At 57.3% G+C, this 15663-nt stretch carries 13 protein-coding genes; 6 read left to right on the top strand and 7 right to left on the bottom strand.

Annotated elements, in window-relative coordinates:
- Positions 1–359: 359 nt before the first annotated feature.
- Positions 360–515: a hypothetical protein gene (locus ISN39_RS32935; RefSeq protein WP_194732162.1), complete on the top strand. Its 156-nt coding sequence runs from the start codon at positions 360–362 to the stop codon at positions 513–515.
- 8 nt (positions 516–523) lie between these two features.
- On the opposite strand, the gene ISN39_RS32930 is transcribed toward ISN39_RS32935, so the two are convergent.
- From ISN39_RS32930 to ISN39_RS32920, 3 genes are all read right to left on the bottom strand, one after another.
- Entirely contained in the window at positions 524–1270 is a 747-nt protein-coding gene (locus tag ISN39_RS32930; RefSeq protein WP_194732161.1) for a 4'-phosphopantetheinyl transferase superfamily protein, read from the bottom strand.
- 61 nt (positions 1271–1331) lie between these two features.
- Complete coding sequence (locus ISN39_RS32925) at positions 1332–2687, bottom strand: MATE family efflux transporter (protein WP_194732160.1); 1356 nt, start codon at positions 2685–2687, stop codon at positions 1332–1334.
- 56 nt (positions 2688–2743) lie between these two features.
- Positions 2744–9313, bottom strand: coding sequence for a non-ribosomal peptide synthetase (locus ISN39_RS32920; protein ID WP_210388719.1), 6570 nt, complete (start codon positions 9311–9313; stop codon positions 2744–2746).
- Between the two features lie 857 nt (positions 9314–10170).
- On the opposite strand from ISN39_RS32920, the gene ISN39_RS32915 reads away from it, so the two are divergent.
- A complete protein-coding gene (locus ISN39_RS32915; RefSeq protein WP_194732158.1) occupies positions 10171–10623 on the top strand; it encodes a transposase in 453 nt (150 codons plus the stop codon).
- Positions 10620–10952 carry an IS66 family insertion sequence element accessory protein TnpB gene (tnpB, locus tag ISN39_RS32910; RefSeq protein ID WP_194732157.1) on the top strand — a complete coding sequence of 111 codons (333 nt, stop codon included), beginning with the start codon at positions 10620–10622 and terminating at the stop codon, positions 10950–10952. Before ISN39_RS32915 ends, tnpB begins: the two co-directional genes overlap by 4 nt.
- A 506-nt stretch (positions 10953–11458) precedes the next feature.
- Here the strand turns inward: tnpB and ISN39_RS32905 are convergent.
- The 4 genes from ISN39_RS32905 to ISN39_RS32890 form a co-directional block, all read right to left on the bottom strand.
- Complete coding sequence (locus ISN39_RS32905) at positions 11459–11689, bottom strand: hypothetical protein (RefSeq protein WP_194732156.1); 231 nt, start codon at positions 11687–11689, stop codon at positions 11459–11461.
- Positions 11690–11697: 8 nt separating this feature from the next.
- Positions 11698–12111, bottom strand: a complete 414-nt coding sequence (locus ISN39_RS32900) for a hypothetical protein (protein WP_246763554.1) — start codon at positions 12109–12111, stop codon at positions 11698–11700.
- Positions 12112–12178: 67 nt separating this feature from the next.
- Positions 12179–13180: a hypothetical protein gene (locus ISN39_RS32895; protein WP_194732155.1), complete on the bottom strand. Its 1002-nt coding sequence runs from the start codon at positions 13178–13180 to the stop codon at positions 12179–12181.
- Positions 13177–13632, bottom strand: coding sequence for a protein psiB (locus ISN39_RS32890; protein ID WP_194732154.1), 456 nt, complete (start codon positions 13630–13632; stop codon positions 13177–13179). Before ISN39_RS32890 ends, ISN39_RS32895 begins: the two co-directional genes overlap by 4 nt.
- Before the next feature lie 866 nt (positions 13633–14498).
- On the opposite strand from ISN39_RS32890, the gene ISN39_RS32885 reads away from it, so the two are divergent.
- From ISN39_RS32885 to ISN39_RS32875, 3 genes are read left to right on the top strand one after another with little or no spacing between them, the layout of a single operon-like run.
- Positions 14499–14876: a helix-turn-helix transcriptional regulator gene (locus ISN39_RS32885; RefSeq protein ID WP_246763553.1), complete on the top strand. Its 378-nt coding sequence runs from the start codon at positions 14499–14501 to the stop codon at positions 14874–14876.
- Positions 14857–15168, top strand: a complete 312-nt coding sequence (locus ISN39_RS32880) for a hypothetical protein (RefSeq protein ID WP_246763552.1) — start codon at positions 14857–14859, stop codon at positions 15166–15168. Before ISN39_RS32885 ends, ISN39_RS32880 begins: the two co-directional genes overlap by 20 nt.
- On the top strand, positions 15168–15593 hold the full coding sequence (locus tag ISN39_RS32875) for a helix-turn-helix transcriptional regulator (RefSeq protein ID WP_194732153.1): 426 nt from the start codon (positions 15168–15170) through the stop codon (positions 15591–15593). The genes ISN39_RS32880 and ISN39_RS32875 overlap by 1 nt, the downstream gene beginning before the upstream one ends.
- The last annotated feature ends 70 nt before the right edge of the window (positions 15594–15663 follow it).

Here is a 15663-nt window from a genome sequence, read left to right as displayed (position 1 = left end):
AAGGACAGGAGCTTTCCATCCTAGCAGATCACGTCCAGTAAATCGGAATTTTTACAACCACTTAAAATCAGAATTGGTCAATGCGGAACATGGGCGGACCGTCTCAAATTAACTGCCAAGAGCTGCTCTAACGGGCGCATTCTCACGTTTAACTGCCAAACGACAGGGACAAATCGGAGGGGGATCACCCGCCCGCAGGCGAAGCAGAAGGGGCGACGCATGATCCGCGCATGCGGATCCGCGTCGATCCTGCACGGAGCGTGGCCGGAGGCCTTAGCGGAGGAAGGACGGGGAGACCGATTTTCTCCTTGCAGGGGAGAGGGGCAGCGCGCCCTTCCCATCGCCACGATCTTTGGCGGATGGCTAGCAAGAAAGGTGCGCAGCTGACCTCGCGTCAGCTTCTTCCAGAACAGTGGCCTGCCGGTAGCGTCTGCACCATGCAATTGGAACATGGATTAGCCAAGTCCTATCCCGATCACAGCGGCACGATCCAGCATGGAGGCGAATTGCTCTAGGCGGCGGTCTAGCCGGAGTGCTGCGGCGCAACAAGCGAACCTGTGCTTTTGGCAACGGCGCCGCTCCAATCACCTGCGGCGGGGAACCCATGCACTGCCAGACTCTCAGGAGCGACAGGCCGCGCCGTTACGATCGATCCGATGAAACCAACCTTTGTTGGTAAATCGTATACGCGCCAGCAGTGGCTTCCCTGCTCGTTCCGAAGCCACAGACGCGCACCATTGGGGCCAGTTTGTCGCGAGAGTGGAACCACGACCTGCGACAGGGGGTGGGCAAGTCCGAGTCCCAGAGCTTTTACTGCGGCTTCTTTACGAACCCAAAGGCGCAATAATAGTTCAGGAGCATTCGTCATCGTCCGAAGCCGTCGCCATTCTGCCGGCGACCAAATGGTCTCAAGCCAGCTCCATTCAACCGCTTGGTCCAGGCATTCGACGTCGATGCCGAGCAAAGGCTGGTGAGAGACAGCGACAAGTGCTAGGTCGCCGCTGCGGCTCAACGAAAAAATAGGCCCTCCGGGAACGTATGGGCGACGCCATTGGCTGTACGCAAATTTCACATCCCAGGGCTCAATAAGCAAGCAACCGGCCAAGATTCGGCGTAGGGCCACGTGCGCCGCTGCAAACCTTCGCGCGTCGTGCCGATGCTTCAAACGATTATATTTTTCCTGTTCTTCGTGATCCAACCAGGCAAGGCAGTCCGGCCACGGGTGGGGCGGAACGTTCAAATCAAACTGCCAGATCTTCACAGATTTCATTTGAGACGCTTGTGTTTCTGTTTTGGTAATTCAACTCTTTCGCCGAAGTAGCATTGCGATGTTAAACGCGAAGCGAACGTTCATCTCTGCTCAAGCGCCGCCACTCTCGATAAAGGACGAGCGTGGCAGTCAGGCCAGCAGCAGCCTCACTGAGAACGGGACTAATGATGAGACCTTTGACGCCCAGCCACCGCGGCAACACTAGCAGGAGTGGTATCAGGAATAGCCCATCGGGCGTAATTGCGAGCAGCGATGCCCGTGTCACTTCGCCTTTGGCCTGTACCAGCATAATAGTGACTGCCATTGCGGGAAAGCAAACAGAAGCAGCTAGGAATGCAGCAATTGCGCGTTCCGCGACCGCGATAGCTGAGGTCTCCGTAACAAACCAGGCGGCCAAAGCGTGCGATTGGCCGATGCCTATGAGCGCGCACATCGATGAGAACGCTAAGGATAGGGACAATATTGCGGTCAATGCCTGCCGCACTCTGTCGCCCCTTCCCGCACCGATGTTGTAGCCGACCGCAGATTGGGCACCGATGCACAGGCCACTGATTGGTAGAGCCACTATGAAAAGCAGCCGCGTTGCGACACCCACCCCGGCCAAAGTATCGTCGCCAAATGTGCTGGCAGTAGAATTGAGCAGCCACATGGCAGCAATGCCAGCCACACTCGCGAGCGCCGCCGGACTTCCTACCGCCAGAATGACACCTATACGCGCCAATAAACCGGTTGCTGGATGACGGCCTAGCCTCACCACACCGGACGCGGTCGCAAAATGCCAACCGTACACGGCGGCCGCAGCCGCTTGCGCAATCAATGTTGCGAAACCAGCTCCTGCGATCCCCAGATCCAATCCGAAGATCAGCAGGGAATCGAGCACTGCGTTGAGAGCAAATGCCACAATCTGCGTGACCATGCTGAATAACGTGTTCCCCTCGGCCCTGACGATGAAGCCGCAGATCATGTTGAATACGAGCAGCACCTGGGCAAACAGGAGCGGCCTTAGGTATTCGATCGCATAGGGCAGCGTATTGTTGCTAGCGCCAAACCATGTCAGGAGGACGCTGATGCTGGTCGCGATACTACCAGAAGCTAATATCGCAATGCCCAAGCCCAAGACAATTGCTGTCAAGGCGAATGCTGCTGCGGATGCATGGTCATGCCGACCGAGGCTGCGCGCCACGGTCGATGCTGCCCCAGTCCCCACCGCTTGCCCGACAAGCGTCAGGACCATGGTAATTGGGAATGTAATCGCAAGAGAGGCCACCGCCTCTGCCCCAAGACGTCCAACGAAGAAAGCATTCAAAAGCTGGTAGGCCGCACTGACGCAAAGTCCCACAATCGTTGGAACGGCAAGCCTTAGCACAAGTGGCACCATGGGCTCGTTCTCGAGCTGCTCTAACTGGATCGGTTTCATTTGAGCGCCTGCTTTTAGGTAGAATATCATCGGACACTGGAGTCAGTTGAGACTTATTATTGTCTATTGCAAATCTCGCGAATGATTCCCGTCAGGTTGTTCTGCAATTTGTTTGCAGTTGACGTGGCCGATGATCCATCAATACGAGAATAGTTATGTTGTTGCACTATGCGCAAACAGCTATTCACTTCGTCGATTGAGTACTCAAGCCAATGGTGTTTGTTAAAATTCATGTCTTCGCCACACCATAACGGCGCCTCTTGCTGGTCCAAAAAACGGCGCCCGCCGATGGCCGCTAGAGGAGCACGGAAATTGATCACAACACGCGGCGTTGGCAATCGTGCCGCGCGCGCCGCCACTCTCTCATCAGGATGAAATGCTTGGAGAGCACGCAGGCCAAGGCCAAGGGTGGGTATCCGGCGACGTTGGGCGGCTACAGAGCGCAATTGTGCCATCGCTGGTTCAGTGCCATCGACCACCAGTGGCATTGGCAAGAGTTCACAGCAGATTCCAAGGTTATTTGATAGATCGACACCGCCCAATACAGGAGTGCGCAGGGCCGTAATGCTGTCCACGTAAAGTCCAAGCATTGGACGATCGCCACCTAATGTCCGCAAAAAAGCCAATAGAATAAGATCCAGCCCATCTATCCCAGCACGATCGGAAAATCCTAACAGTGCAGCGGTTTCCACTTGAGGGATGCTGAGAAATCGAGTCCCTTGGGATTCACACAACCGCAAGAATTCGTCGTTGTCCACTTCGCCGGCCCGCAACAACGCCTGCATGCGACGCGCGCCGACAGGATCGGATGGGGTTGGGTCTCCTCCAGAACGCGCCGCCGCTAGAGCCAGTGGCGAATCGGAGGGCATTAATGCTGCCCAAGGTCGGGTTTCCCAGTATTCAAGCTCTTCCTCGGCATGATCTATCGCATGATTGCGAAGGAGGTTAAGCCAATTGGCTATGCTGGCGTGTCCTGTGAGGGCGGTTGGCTTGACCTCTAGGCCAGCCGCCGCAGTCCTATAGAGTCGTTCCAGTTCCCCAATTAAAAGACGAAAACCGTAGCCGTCTGTAAGGAAGTGATGCACGACAATGAATAGCCAGCTTCGCTGTGTCTGCGGTTGGCCCCCCTCGAATAGCAACACCCTGAGGAGGGGGGTGCGACCGTCGAACCGGAAGGCATACTGTGCCTGTTCGGTTTTTTCTGACACGATCTGTTCCCACATTTCCGGCAAATCGGCGGGGAGTGTGATACGTTCTAGCGACAGCGGGTCGTCGGTCGGGAGCGTGCGCGCCGGAGTCCCGTCTGAGCGAACGAGCCGGGTACGAAGCATGGGATGCTCATCACCCAGCGTGGCAACGGCTTGCGATAAGAGCGTTCCATTAAGCTCTCCTGCGCTGAATTTCCACAGGCCGTACAAATTGAAGTGCTCATCGTAGCCCATGTGCTGGCTGAAGAAACGCATGGTGGGGGAAAAAGGCGGGGCCACATTCTCGGATTTGATGCGATCGAATGTAGTCTCATTGGGCAGAGCATCCCCGTGTGCGTCAATGAGACTCGCCAGGTCGGCCAGTCGAGGGTTATCGTAGAGTTCGCCGACGGTGAAGCGCAAGCCACGAAGGCTGGCGTCGGACACGCATCGCACACTTAGGATCGAAGTTCCCCCAAGAGCGAAGAACTCGTCCTCAGCTGAAACCTCTTCGCAACCCAACAGACGCTCCCAAAGATTTGCGAGGGCTGCCTCGGTTACCGTTTGCGGTCTCCTTCCTTTGCCGGTGGACATCGCAGTTGGCAGTGGTAAGGCGCGACGGTCCAATTTGCCACCTGGATTGCGAGGCAGTTCATCAATGCGCATAATGCGCGCTGGCACCATGTATGTTGGAAGTGTTTCCCGTGTGAATGCCAGAAGGTCGGCCTCATCGAGGAGATCTGCAGTGCTGACCACATAGCCCACCAGCAAGCCGCCCCGATCCGGCATGGCATGCAACGCGACCCCGGCATCGCTTACGGCGGGGTGCGATCGGAGCGCATGCGCGACCTCGTCGAGTTCGACGCGGTAACCGTTCACCTTGACTTGGTCATCGTCGCGGCCATGAAGCTCCAGCGTCCCATCCTCCCGGAATCTGGCAAGATCACCAGTCCGGTAGAGCAACTGGCCGCCTTGCATCATTTCGAACCGAGTTGCCGGTTGCTCTATCTTATCGAGATACCCAAGACTCAGGCATGCACCTGTGACACACAACTCACCCAGCGCGCCGCGCGGCATAAGTTCCAGCTTCTTGCTTCGCACGGTCAATTGCACATTTGCAATCGGTCGACCTATAGGAACATTACTTGAATCAAGCGGACGTGAATAATCCACTTGGTGCCAGGCGGCATTGGAACTGCACTCGGTCGAGCCATAGAAATTAAAGAGATTTGTGGCTGGAAACGCGAGCGTAAAGCGCTTGACGAGGTCAGGCGGCAGTGCCTGAGTGCTGCTAGCAACCAGCCGAAGCGCACTTGCCGACGGACCGCCGGTCGAGCGCGCCATGATCAGTGCATCCAAGATGGGTGGGGCGGCGAGGAGATGACTGATCTTATGGTTTTCAAGCACGGACAGCAGCCGTTCTGGGATGACAAGCTCCTCTCGGGACAGCAAATAAGCGGGAACCCCCTGCAGCAACGGACCGAAAATTTCCCAAGTGCTTGCGACAAGCGTTGCGGACTTCTGGACCACTGCAACGTCACCGGCAAGGAACGGCAACTCTGACCACATCCAGTGCAAACGGTTCAGGCACGCCGACGCCGGGACGCGCACTCCTTTCGGCTCCCCGGCCGTTCCTGACGTGAAGACGATGTGGAGGACATCATGAGGCAAGACCGGATGAGGCACCCCCCCTATCGCAGCGGTTCCTGAGAGGGAATTCAGTGAAACCACCTGGCATGGCGAGTTTTCGTAGCATGCCCAGGAAGCATGAACTTCGCTGTCGGTCAGCAGGACCTTCGGGGATGTTGCCCGTAAGATGTGAACAGCGCGAGCTTGCGGCAACTCAGGCCCTAAGCAGACATATGCGGCATGCACCTTCACGCAAGCAAGGAGCGCCACCAGCGTTGCAATTCCCCTATCTGTCGCGATTGCTATTCGATCACCTGCGCGTGCACCCAGACCAGCCAACCCATTGGCAACACGGTCGACCGAGTCGTTCAGTTCAGCGTAGGAAATTCGGCCTCCGTTCCAGAAAAAGGCGGTGTGTTCTGGAGTGCGTTGCACCTGGGCCTCGAACAGTTCACGTAAGGTTGCCTTGCAACCGAAATCGCGGCTGGTGTCGTTGAAGGACGCAAGAAATCGCACTTCATTCTCGTGCAATAGTCCGAGAGAACTGAGCGGTGCGTCGGGCGCTGCGACGCAATGCTTCAACGTGTGTTCCAAATTGCGCAGGATCCGCTCGGCTTGAGGTGCCTCGAGGACCTCTTTGCAATACGTCAGTTGAAGATAGACGCCGTCCCCTTCCTCCTGCGCGTAGAGTATCAGATCGTACTTGGCGTAACCCAGCTCCAGTTCACGGATGGTGATGGTCAGTCTTCCGCCGTCTCCGTGTACTTCCTCCGGTTGCTCCGAGTACATGTTGAACATGACCTGAAAGACCGGTGATATGTTGCTGCGTCGTGCAATGTTAAGGGTCTCCAGCATCCGCCCGAACGGATAGTCACCATGTGAGATGGCATCCGAAACAGTTTCCTGTACCCCCTTTACCAACGTATTGAAGGTTTCCGTGTCGTCGATTTTCAGCCGCAGCGGCAGCATATTGAGGAAAAAGCCAAGAAGCTGCTCGGTACCAGGGCGCTGCCTGACTACGTGAGGCGCGCCCACTACGACCTCGTCCTGTCCGGCATATTGCGCCAGCACGATCGCAAACCCTGCCAGAAGTGTTGCGAATAATGTTGACCGGTTGTCAGCAGCCACACGACGAAGCGCGGCCGTCACGCCCGCATCCAATGCTAGCCCTTGGGCGTGGCTGGCATATGTGAGGTGTCGGGGGCGTTTGTGATCGCTTGACAGCTCGAGGACCGGTAATTCTCCGCTTAACATCTGCTGCCAGTATGTCCCTTGAACATTGTAGCGATCAGGGGTGAGATTTTTTGCTTCCCACAGAGCGTAGTCGCCGAGGCCAATTTCGGGCGTTGCTGGCGAAGCTGCGGCCTGGCCAACCGTATGACTCTCGTAGAGGCGTCGCAGATCGCGCGCCAACACCGAAAGCGACCATGCGTCCATGATGATCTCATGGGTAGTTAGGTATAGCTCGTGTCGGCGCTCGTTCCTACGAACGAGGGCGGTCCGAAGAAGTGGGCCAGTCGCCAAATCGAACGGTTGCGCGCTGTGTTGCCGCTGAATTGCCGCGACGTGCTCGGCTTGAGTCATTGAAGGCAACGACGAGAGATCTTGGTACTCTAGTCGAGGTAGCGGCCCGTCAAAGGCCATCAGGGGATGGCCATCTTTCTCCAGGAATCTCACCCGCAGCGTGTCAAAACGATGGAGTAAATCAGTCCAGGCCGCCTCGAATGCACCGCGATCCAAGAAACCCTCAAGATTGACGACCGTCCGAAGCTCGTAGTTTCGCGCCTGGGGGTCGAGCTTCCAGAGGAACCACAGGTGAGTTTGAAGATATGTTGGCGGCACCACTTTCGTCGCCGCCTCAGGAATGCGGATAATGGGAGGCAACTGTGTCTCGGCGCCCTGCTCGATCGTCCGCGCCAACTCCCGGACCGTTGAACGGTGAAGTTGGCCCGGCTGTATCTGGCGACCAAAAAGGCGGTGAACCCGATTAGCGAGCAACATCATTCGCAGCGAATCGCCTCCCAAATCGATGAAGGCGTCGTCGAGGCCGACAGGAGCCACGCACAGGATCTGCTCCCAAAGGTTCGCAAGCTGTCGTTCGATTTCTGATCGTGGCGATACGAAGGCAACATCGGACAGCGGGCGCATTCCATCTGGAATCGGCAGGCGGCCGTAGTCGAGCTTGCCGTTTGCATTGAGTGGGAGCGTCGGCACTTCAAAAATTTGATCCGGCATCATGTACGGCGCCAAGTATCGGCCCAGATGCTCTTGCAGATCTCTCAAAGTGCAGTGATCGCGCAAAGCGACGAAGGCAATCAGGCGGGGCGGCACAAGATCTGCATCGACGGCTGATGCATTTTCACCGCAACTTTCCCACCCCAGTTTTGCACGGGCGGTGAGTTTCGCCCGTCGATGTTGGCTTCGATGCAGGACTACAGCGCTTCCCATCACGCCATGATGGCTGTTGAGAACAGTTTCAATTTCTCCCAATTCGACACGGTAGCCCCGCACCTTGACCTGCCGATCCGCTCGGCCAAGGCACTCAAGCAAACCATCGGGCCGCATGCGAGCCAAATCACCGGTCCGATACAAACGGCTGTGGCTCGGCGTGTCGTCGAACGGATTCGCCACGAAAACCGCCGCAGTGCGTTCCGGGTCATTGATGTAACCCCGAGCGACGCCAGCACCGCTGACACATAGCTCCCCAACTTCCCCTCTCGATGCAAGTTTCAGAGGATCACTGTCCGGCCTGACAAGGTAGACACGAAGCCCGGGAATAGGTCGGCCGATCGGTACGTAAGTTTCATTGGCGGCTGGCGGCTGTGTCACCAAGTGGTGCGTGACGCCGTCGCCGCACTCCGTTGGGCCATAATGATTGAGGATGGGAACTTTCTGATGGTGCGTCAGCCATTTGCGACATAGATCGGGTGACAGCGGTTCGCCAACAGTTGAGATGCAGCGCAGGTTCTCAAACTGAGGTGTGCTCTCGCCTTCTGTGGCAACGAGATAGGCACGCAGGAGCGATGGCACGAACTGAATTACCGTGATCCTCCGATCGTGCAAAGTTTTTGATAATTGGCGAGGATCCGCAATAACAGCGGAAGACAAAATGTCGATGGCTCCACCCACCAATAGGCCTGCCAAGAATTGCCAGAGTGATATGTCGAAGCAGTGGGAAGCCGTTTGAGCAACGCGGTCGGTCGCACAAAGGCTGAGATCCGCAATTTTGGCATTGAGGTGGTTGGCCAACGCGGCATGTGTGAGCACCGCGCCCTTTGGTCCGCCGGTGGTTCCGGACGTGAAAATGACATAGGCAGCATCACCCGGCTTCACATCAAGGAATGTTGTGGCCGAGGCGGGTATCGAAGTGGCTAGGCCGGCATTGACGACCGAAGCGGTTCCCGCAATTGCTTGCGCAAGCTCCAAATCGTCTGGAGCGGTAACCAGGATGGCGCATTCGCTACGCTCAACCATGCCCCGCAGCCGATCGGTGGGGCATGTCGTGTCCAGGGGTACGTAGACGGCGCGCAGCCGAAATATCGCTAGCATACAAGCAAGCAGCGCTGGGCCACGCGGCATCAACACAGCCACTGCGATGCCCCGTGTGCAGCCATGAACGCCAAGCGCGGCGGCAAGTCGACTGGTGAGATCGTCCAGTTCGCCATACGTCAGGTAATCTTCGCCGAAATACACGGCGGGACGGGCGGGGCATTCTTTTGCCGATTGGCCAAAGCGGGAAACAACAGATACAAATACTTTCGGAGAAGCGGGATGTAAGCTGTCCATAAGAGTGCGTTTTCCAAACTGCATTAACGAAGGAAATTTCCTGTAGTGGCCTGGCGTTCCAGCTCTTGTTCCAGGCCATGGTAGACGCCGAGCAAGCCCGCCGAGGGGCAGGCATGTCCGGCGCTCGTACGAACAGCATGGCCCAGTATTGAGCACACCGTTGAATGGATCGTAGACAGGCACAAACGCGCCAGCCTCGCTCGATTGCGACGCTGTCATTCTGGATGAGTTTTGCGGAACCTTACATTTTCTGACCTTCTCTTCGGCTGGTCCACTGGTCGTTGCCAGAGGTCTAAATAGACATTCACAAGCAGCTTGCGAGAAACTTTCTCTCAATCCCTTTGCGATGAACCCCTGCATATAGTGCGCCAAACGAAAAACGATTTATAAACAACAACATGACTTCCAAGGTTGCCATGTCGCATGTTCGACATTGTTCAACATCAAACAAAACTGTGCACGTGTTGGCCGGCTCTTAAGTTCCGCTTTCCCGGGGGTGGAATCCTGTCCATGACGGCGATGGCGAGTGCGTGCAGATTGGCAACGAGGAGCTTCGTGGAATTTGTTCGGCGCGACTTTGTCCGAAATGGCGTGAGGATAAATGATCAAGGGGGAGTAGAGCTTCGGGCCCTGTCGCAAAAACAATGATGCTGGAATGGGCGGTGACGATTTTCAGCGGCCCTTTAATGAGCGATTTCAAGTGTCGCAATTTTGAGGGCGAGGTCATCCTTTGGGTGGTTCGCTGGTGTTGCCGGTGCGGGGCATTCAAAATGCTGAAAAGGGCCTAATGCGTATGCGCCGCCTGCATCCCATTGATTCCGCGTGTTTCTGAACGTTGAGGTTTCTGTCAGAAGATTTTCGGCAAGAGCTGGAGATTTGGCATGGCGGATGGTCACGGGTTTGTTGGGCGATGCGAAGTTGTCGAGCCTCGTCGGGGAAACCGGCGATGGCCCAATGATCTGAAGGCGCGAATTGTAGCGGAAAGCCTTCAGCCTGGTGCTCGGGTTGTTGATGTTGCGCGTCGTCATGATCTCATTGCGCATCAGCTTTCGGACTGGCGACGGCAGGCACGTCAGGGTCTTCTGGCGCTGCCTGCGGAGCTGATGGCTGGCGTGCCTTGCGAGAATAGCGGCCCATTCGAGCCTGCCTTTGTGCCACTTGATTATGACGGAGCCGAAGATTGCTACCGATGTTCGCCGATCCCGGAGACGGTCGAGATCACTTCGGGGACCATGACGGTAGAAATAGGCGTAGACCTTGTGGTGAGGGTTCCCGGCGATGTGCCGGTTGATCGGGTTGCGGCTCTGGTGCGGGCGATGCGAGGGATGGCATGATCGTCGCGGGCCAACGATTACCGATCTTGATCGCGACGAGGCCGGTGGACTTCCGCTGTGGTCATCAGGCGCTGGCATTGATGGTGCAAACCGAGTTGAAGCTCGATCCGCATTCCGGGGCGACGGTGATCTTCCGGTCGAAGCGCGGGGATCGCCTAAAAATCCTGGTATGGGATGGCACCGGAATAGTGCTGATCTACAACGATCTGCATTCATACTGCATCTCTCTTTCGCATTCAGTTGAAGGTTTTGGCGTGTCTGGCATTTTGCTTATGCGCGGCGACGCGATCGATGAGCTGGTTCCATCGACTGCATTGCTTTTGCGGTAAATATGTCTTCGGAAGCTCGTACAGGTAGTAGTGCCCGTTGTAGGCATGGCTGGTGACGAGGCCGTGTTCAGCCCATCTGGCGAGAGTATGTTCATGGATATTGAGGTGGGCAGCCGCCTCCTTTTTTGTCAACATCCCACGATCCCGGAGCCGATCTAGCGTGATCTCAGCTTGTATTCGCGAACGAGATAGGTGACGCGTTTGGTTGTGAAGCGTGCATTCCGCTGGTCACGGCGCGTTACAGAGCCCGGACGATATCCCTCCGTTTCCATTTAAACTGAGATTCGGCTGCGGCGTGTATGATGGTCAAGCACTTTGGGAGTCGGCCTACAACTTCAAAGAAAACAGAACCTTATCCCTTCGAGAAGGCGTTGAAGCACGGGAATCTGCCTTTACGATTCTCATATTTAAGTGCCAAACTTCACGGGAACGGTCGCATTCTCACGATTACCTGCCAAGCGACACATCCTGTTCGATGAAGGTCGCGCCGTCGGCGCGGCCTCGTTCTATTTGAAAAGCGCCATGGTCCGCTGGTTGGTGAGGGCGGCTCGCTTCGCCTCGAAAGTGTAGCCGTCCCAATCCTTCCAAGGCTCCCAGCCCTGCGCGGTGGCGCGTCCGTACCAGACGCGCACCCGCACTCTATCGGCGGCAACCTCCTCCACAATGGAAACCGTGAAGCTTCCGCCCATGCCTGACGGTATGTCGAAAACCTCGACGCTACGGCGCTCGTGTCGCATGTCCGCACCTACAGCCGGAAGTGAGCGACAAGCGCCTGATTGGCGCGGTGGCAGGCAAGGGCATAGGTGACGATTTGCGCCACCATGTCAGCATCGGTTGCACCCGCCCGTTTCGCCCTATCGGCCATATCCTCGGAAAGTTCGCTATCGTCCTCGCCGACATGCTTGTTGCCGACAATCCATGAAATCTGCCCGGTTGGCAGGTCGGGCCGTAGCTTGGCTGGAAGAGCGGAAATCCGCCCTTTCCGTGTGCTCGCTGCGGTTCCGGCCTGTTCTGCCTCCGTCGTGATCGGATAATAGGCCGTGACCAGTTTCCGGCGCTGCGCGTCGGCGGCGCTGATGAAAGCGTGCCGGCCGTCCTCGGTCTTGTAGAGCGCCCAATCGGCCAGCGGTTCCGCCGAAATAGGGGTCGCCCGTGCCATGAAACTCCATGACGAAATAGATTGCCTGGGTCATCGGAATGTCCTTCCTTCGAATGGGGGCGGTTGATCAGGCGGCGTTGGCGCCGCTGATCGTCTTCAACACGCGCTGGGCGGCGTGGCGTCCGGACTCGTTCAAGTGCCGTTGCCAAGCGCCTTGAGACGGCGACCAGCGGAAGCCGTTCGCCTTCAGGACGCGCCGCGTCGGGTCGTCCGGCTTGCCGGGAAAGATCAACTGGATACGCGCGATATCGGCGTTCTCCTTGATCTCGACGGCTCCGGCGCTCGTCTCGACCTCCTGGCTTTGGGTGCCGCGCTCCTTCATCCTTGCGAGGACAGCAAGGCGCTGCTGCAGGCGGCGAAGCTCGGCACGGCTGTTGGTCGTGGTGAAACCGCGCCGGGACTGCCACGGTGCTAGTTTGATGCCGCTGGCTGCGGTTTCGGCGGAAAGTCCGGTGTTCGCGGCGACGGTGGCAATCATGTCCTCTTCGCTGGCGAGGTCCTTTTCCATCCGCCGAATGATCGCGTTTGCGGCTTTCATCCGGTCGATGGCAAGCGCCGTCTCCTCGATACGGGTCATGATCCTCTGCAGGGCCACCGGATCGCCGGAACGGATCGGCTCATCATCTGCACCATGCGGGAACGCCTTCCGCTTCACTGCCTTGCGGGCCATCGCCTCGTGCGCCTTCAGGTCGGCGCGGCGCGCGTCGGCAATTTTCATACGCTTTTCATTGCGCGCGACGGGGAAGCGGGCGGGGCCGGTGATAAACCAGTTCATGCAACGGCCTTCCGCCGCCCAATAGCGCCGCGTCAATTCGACGTGACGGCGGGCGAAAGCTTCAATTTCCGGTTCCGGAATTGGAGTGCAGGCTTTGTCCCAAAGCTCGGTTATGTAAGCGGCGAACTGGTTCAACCGCTCCGCAAGCTCGGAAAGCTCGGCGTTCGTGCGCCGGTCGGGAAAATGGGTGAGGGCGTGAAACTGCGCCTCGATGTCCTCCGCCGCAATGGTTGCGGCGAAGGTTCCTGCGACGATAGCGAGGATGTTGTTTTCGAGTATTGCGATTTTCATCATGCCTCTCCTTCGACAAGGACAGGGGCGCGGCGCTCGATGCGGCATTGCAAGCCTGCGAGCGCTCCGGCGATGATGATGCCACCGGCCGAAATCTCATCGGCCTTGGCAAACACCGGGTCCAGAACCGGGCGGCAGCATTTGAAATGCTTGGCCGCATCTTCAAGGCTGATGAGGGGGGAGGTGTACGGGGTGCTGCCATCGCCCCCCACGAGCACGATCTTGCCGGCGATTGGCTGCGGGAAACCCTCAAAGATGGTGAAGGCGGTTAGCCCGTCCCGCAATCCGTCCTCATCGACGAAAAGCGTGTGCCGCTCGTCAAACCGTACGACTTCAAGCAGTCGGCAACCGATCAAGTCATAAATCAGCCGGATACCCGTATCGACCGGAAGCTCCACCGGCCTAAAAATCGTGGTCTCCGGGTCCAGCAGGTAAGCAGTGTTCACGCGCATCATTGTTCTAGCCCTTTCCTTTCCGCGAAGCGGTCTAGCGTCTGCCCGAGGGGCAGGAGCCCCGCTCCTGCTCCCCGAGTTCGCGCGGAGCAGCGGGAGAGAGGGAGGCAAGGGAACAAAACGGAGGGGGTTCGCCCGCCCGAGGCATGAGCCGAAGGGGCGACGTAAAATCCGCGCATGCGGATCCGCGTCGATCCTGCACGGAGCGAGCCGAAGGCGAGGGGAGGAAGGACGGGGAGACCGTTTTTTCCCTTGTGAGGGAGAGAGGGCGGCGCCCTCTTTCCCTCCTTCAGGAAGGCAGAGCCGGCCGTCAGGCCGCCATTTCAGATGCGGAAAGGGCCGCCCTGCCTCATAGATCAGGACGGCCCCCGCGGTGCATGACAAGAAGGGCTAGCGACTTGTCATCACCAACTCGTGATTGCTATTTTCCGGCAGGTAATATGCTGATTTTGAAGCGGCCTGTAAACGGGATTTAGAGGCATATTGGTGCAGTCAAGGAGGAGGAGGCGCAGCGGCTCTTGCGCAACCGATCGTTACCCGCAGGGGCGAAGACCGCTTTTCAGCGGGCTTCGTGCCGAAGGCATAGAGCGGGCTCGCGTCAGCGATGCGCCAAATTGATTCCATTTTAGGCGCTTTAGGGGCTCCCAAAATACAACCGTTTGGGTTAGAGAGGTCCATACCCACTAGTAATAATCGGCAGGACGAATGACAGGGCCGTCTCTCGAGCAATGGATTTTAGATCTCGGTTTGCAGCAAATAGACGATCCTCTGATTGGCAAATCGATCTATCGCAAACCATTCGCCGGTCAGGTTATTCTCAGCGCCGAACTTGAAGGACAAATCAGCATCGGCCTCCGGCACTCGCGACAATGCTTGGCCTGAGCGAGCGGGTTTATGAGCGTTACGAAAATAACGTTTCCCGGCTCACCGTTAGCAGACTCGTCCATCTCTGTGAGGTTCTCGGCGCAAGTCCGGAAGAAATGCTGTCGCCGGCCGCTCCCCATCTGTGGGGCAAGACCGATACGGCGGCGGCCCTTCTATTGGCCTCTATCGAAAAGCTACGGACCTTCGACGAGGAAACGTTGCGTGACGTTCTCAGCCTGCTTAGTCACGTCGGGTCCCAAACGAACATCAATAGTGCCAGCAACGACGGCGACAATGATGGCGCGGCGCCAGCCGCGCCATCTCTTCCTCTCGTTGCTGGTCCTTTGCAGGGAGGGGCAGAGCATGGGAACGCACCAGGCTAAGCGACCGATGCTGGAAGCTGAGATTTCGGCATTTGTAGATGACGTCATTGCGACGGGTTGCGATATCTGCGCGATCGGTCACGATGGATATGTTATCGGCGATAGCGACCTATCAGACGAAGAATATGAGATCGCAGGACCGAAGCTGGCCCGTATCAAGGAAAGATATGGCGATCGTGACCATCTCCTGCGGGAAATCGCCATCTACCTACGCTCGCTAGGCCGGCATCACGATCTCGGCTCGCCACCAGTCTATTGGACAGACAATTCGAAACGGCACGAGGAGAGCTGATGCTAAGCCGCCATCCGAATGCAACGCCTAAGAAGATCAATCCTGTCGATATTCATGTCGGCCGTCGCCTTCGCTCGCGGCGGCTCGAAATGGAAATCTCACAGGAGAAGTTAGCCGGCGCGATCGGTGTGACGTTTCAGCAGGTGCAGAAATACGAGAAGGGCATCAATCGGGTGGGAGCAAGCCGCCTTCAACAGATCGCAATTGCACTGCAAGTCCCGGTTTCCCACTTTTTCGATGAGATGCCCGACGACGCCGGGGAGATCAGCGCTGATCCGAAAGTCCGCCTCCACGCGGAAATCATGAAGTTCGCCACCAGCGATGAAGGGATCGAACTCATTCGGACGTTCACTCGCATTGAGGATGCCACGGTTCGGAAACGGGCTCTTGGGGTATGGAAGGCCCTTGGCGAAGGAACGGGATGAATAGATCAGTCTCTTGCTTTGGCGACTCCGCGCAGCGTTCCGAATCCAGGTTTTGTATAATTCTACAATT

Source organism: Rhizobium sp. 007 (assembly GCF_015353075.1).
Taxonomy (GTDB): domain Bacteria; phylum Pseudomonadota; class Alphaproteobacteria; order Rhizobiales; family Rhizobiaceae; genus Rhizobium.
The sequence above is the reverse complement of the archived record's forward strand: the minus strand, read 5'-3'. Positions and strand labels throughout refer to the sequence as shown.

Bases quoted from the DNA above. Each gene is read 5' to 3' on its own strand.
- ISN39_RS32880 (WP_246763552.1), top strand. From the start codon at position 14,857: ATGGGAACGCACCAGGCTAAGCGACCGATGCTGGAAGCTGAGATTTCG.
- ISN39_RS32930 (WP_194732161.1), bottom strand. From the start codon at position 1,270: ATGAAATCTGTGAAGATCTGGCAGTTTGATTTGAACGTTCCGCCCCAC.
- ISN39_RS32920 (WP_210388719.1), bottom strand. From the start codon at position 9,313: ATGCAGTTTGGAAAACGCACTCTTATGGACAGCTTACATCCCGCTTCT.
- ISN39_RS32875 (WP_194732153.1), top strand. From the start codon at position 15,168: ATGCTAAGCCGCCATCCGAATGCAACGCCTAAGAAGATCAATCCTGTC.
- ISN39_RS32925 (WP_194732160.1), bottom strand. From the start codon at position 2,687: ATGAAACCGATCCAGTTAGAGCAGCTCGAGAACGAGCCCATGGTGCCA.
- ISN39_RS32905 (WP_194732156.1), bottom strand. From the start codon at position 11,689: ATGCGACACGAGCGCCGTAGCGTCGAGGTTTTCGACATACCGTCAGGC.
- ISN39_RS32915 (WP_194732158.1), top strand. From the start codon at position 10,171: ATGGCGGATGGTCACGGGTTTGTTGGGCGATGCGAAGTTGTCGAGCCT.
- ISN39_RS32895 (WP_194732155.1), bottom strand. From the start codon at position 13,180: ATGATGAAAATCGCAATACTCGAAAACAACATCCTCGCTATCGTCGCA.
- ISN39_RS32935 (WP_194732162.1), top strand. From the start codon at position 360: ATGGCTAGCAAGAAAGGTGCGCAGCTGACCTCGCGTCAGCTTCTTCCA.
- ISN39_RS32900 (WP_246763554.1), bottom strand. From the start codon at position 12,111: ATGGCACGGGCGACCCCTATTTCGGCGGAACCGCTGGCCGATTGGGCG.
- tnpB (WP_194732157.1), top strand. From the start codon at position 10,620: ATGATCGTCGCGGGCCAACGATTACCGATCTTGATCGCGACGAGGCCG.
- ISN39_RS32885 (WP_246763553.1), top strand. From the start codon at position 14,499: ATGCTTGGCCTGAGCGAGCGGGTTTATGAGCGTTACGAAAATAACGTT.
- ISN39_RS32890 (WP_194732154.1), bottom strand. From the start codon at position 13,632: ATGATGCGCGTGAACACTGCTTACCTGCTGGACCCGGAGACCACGATT.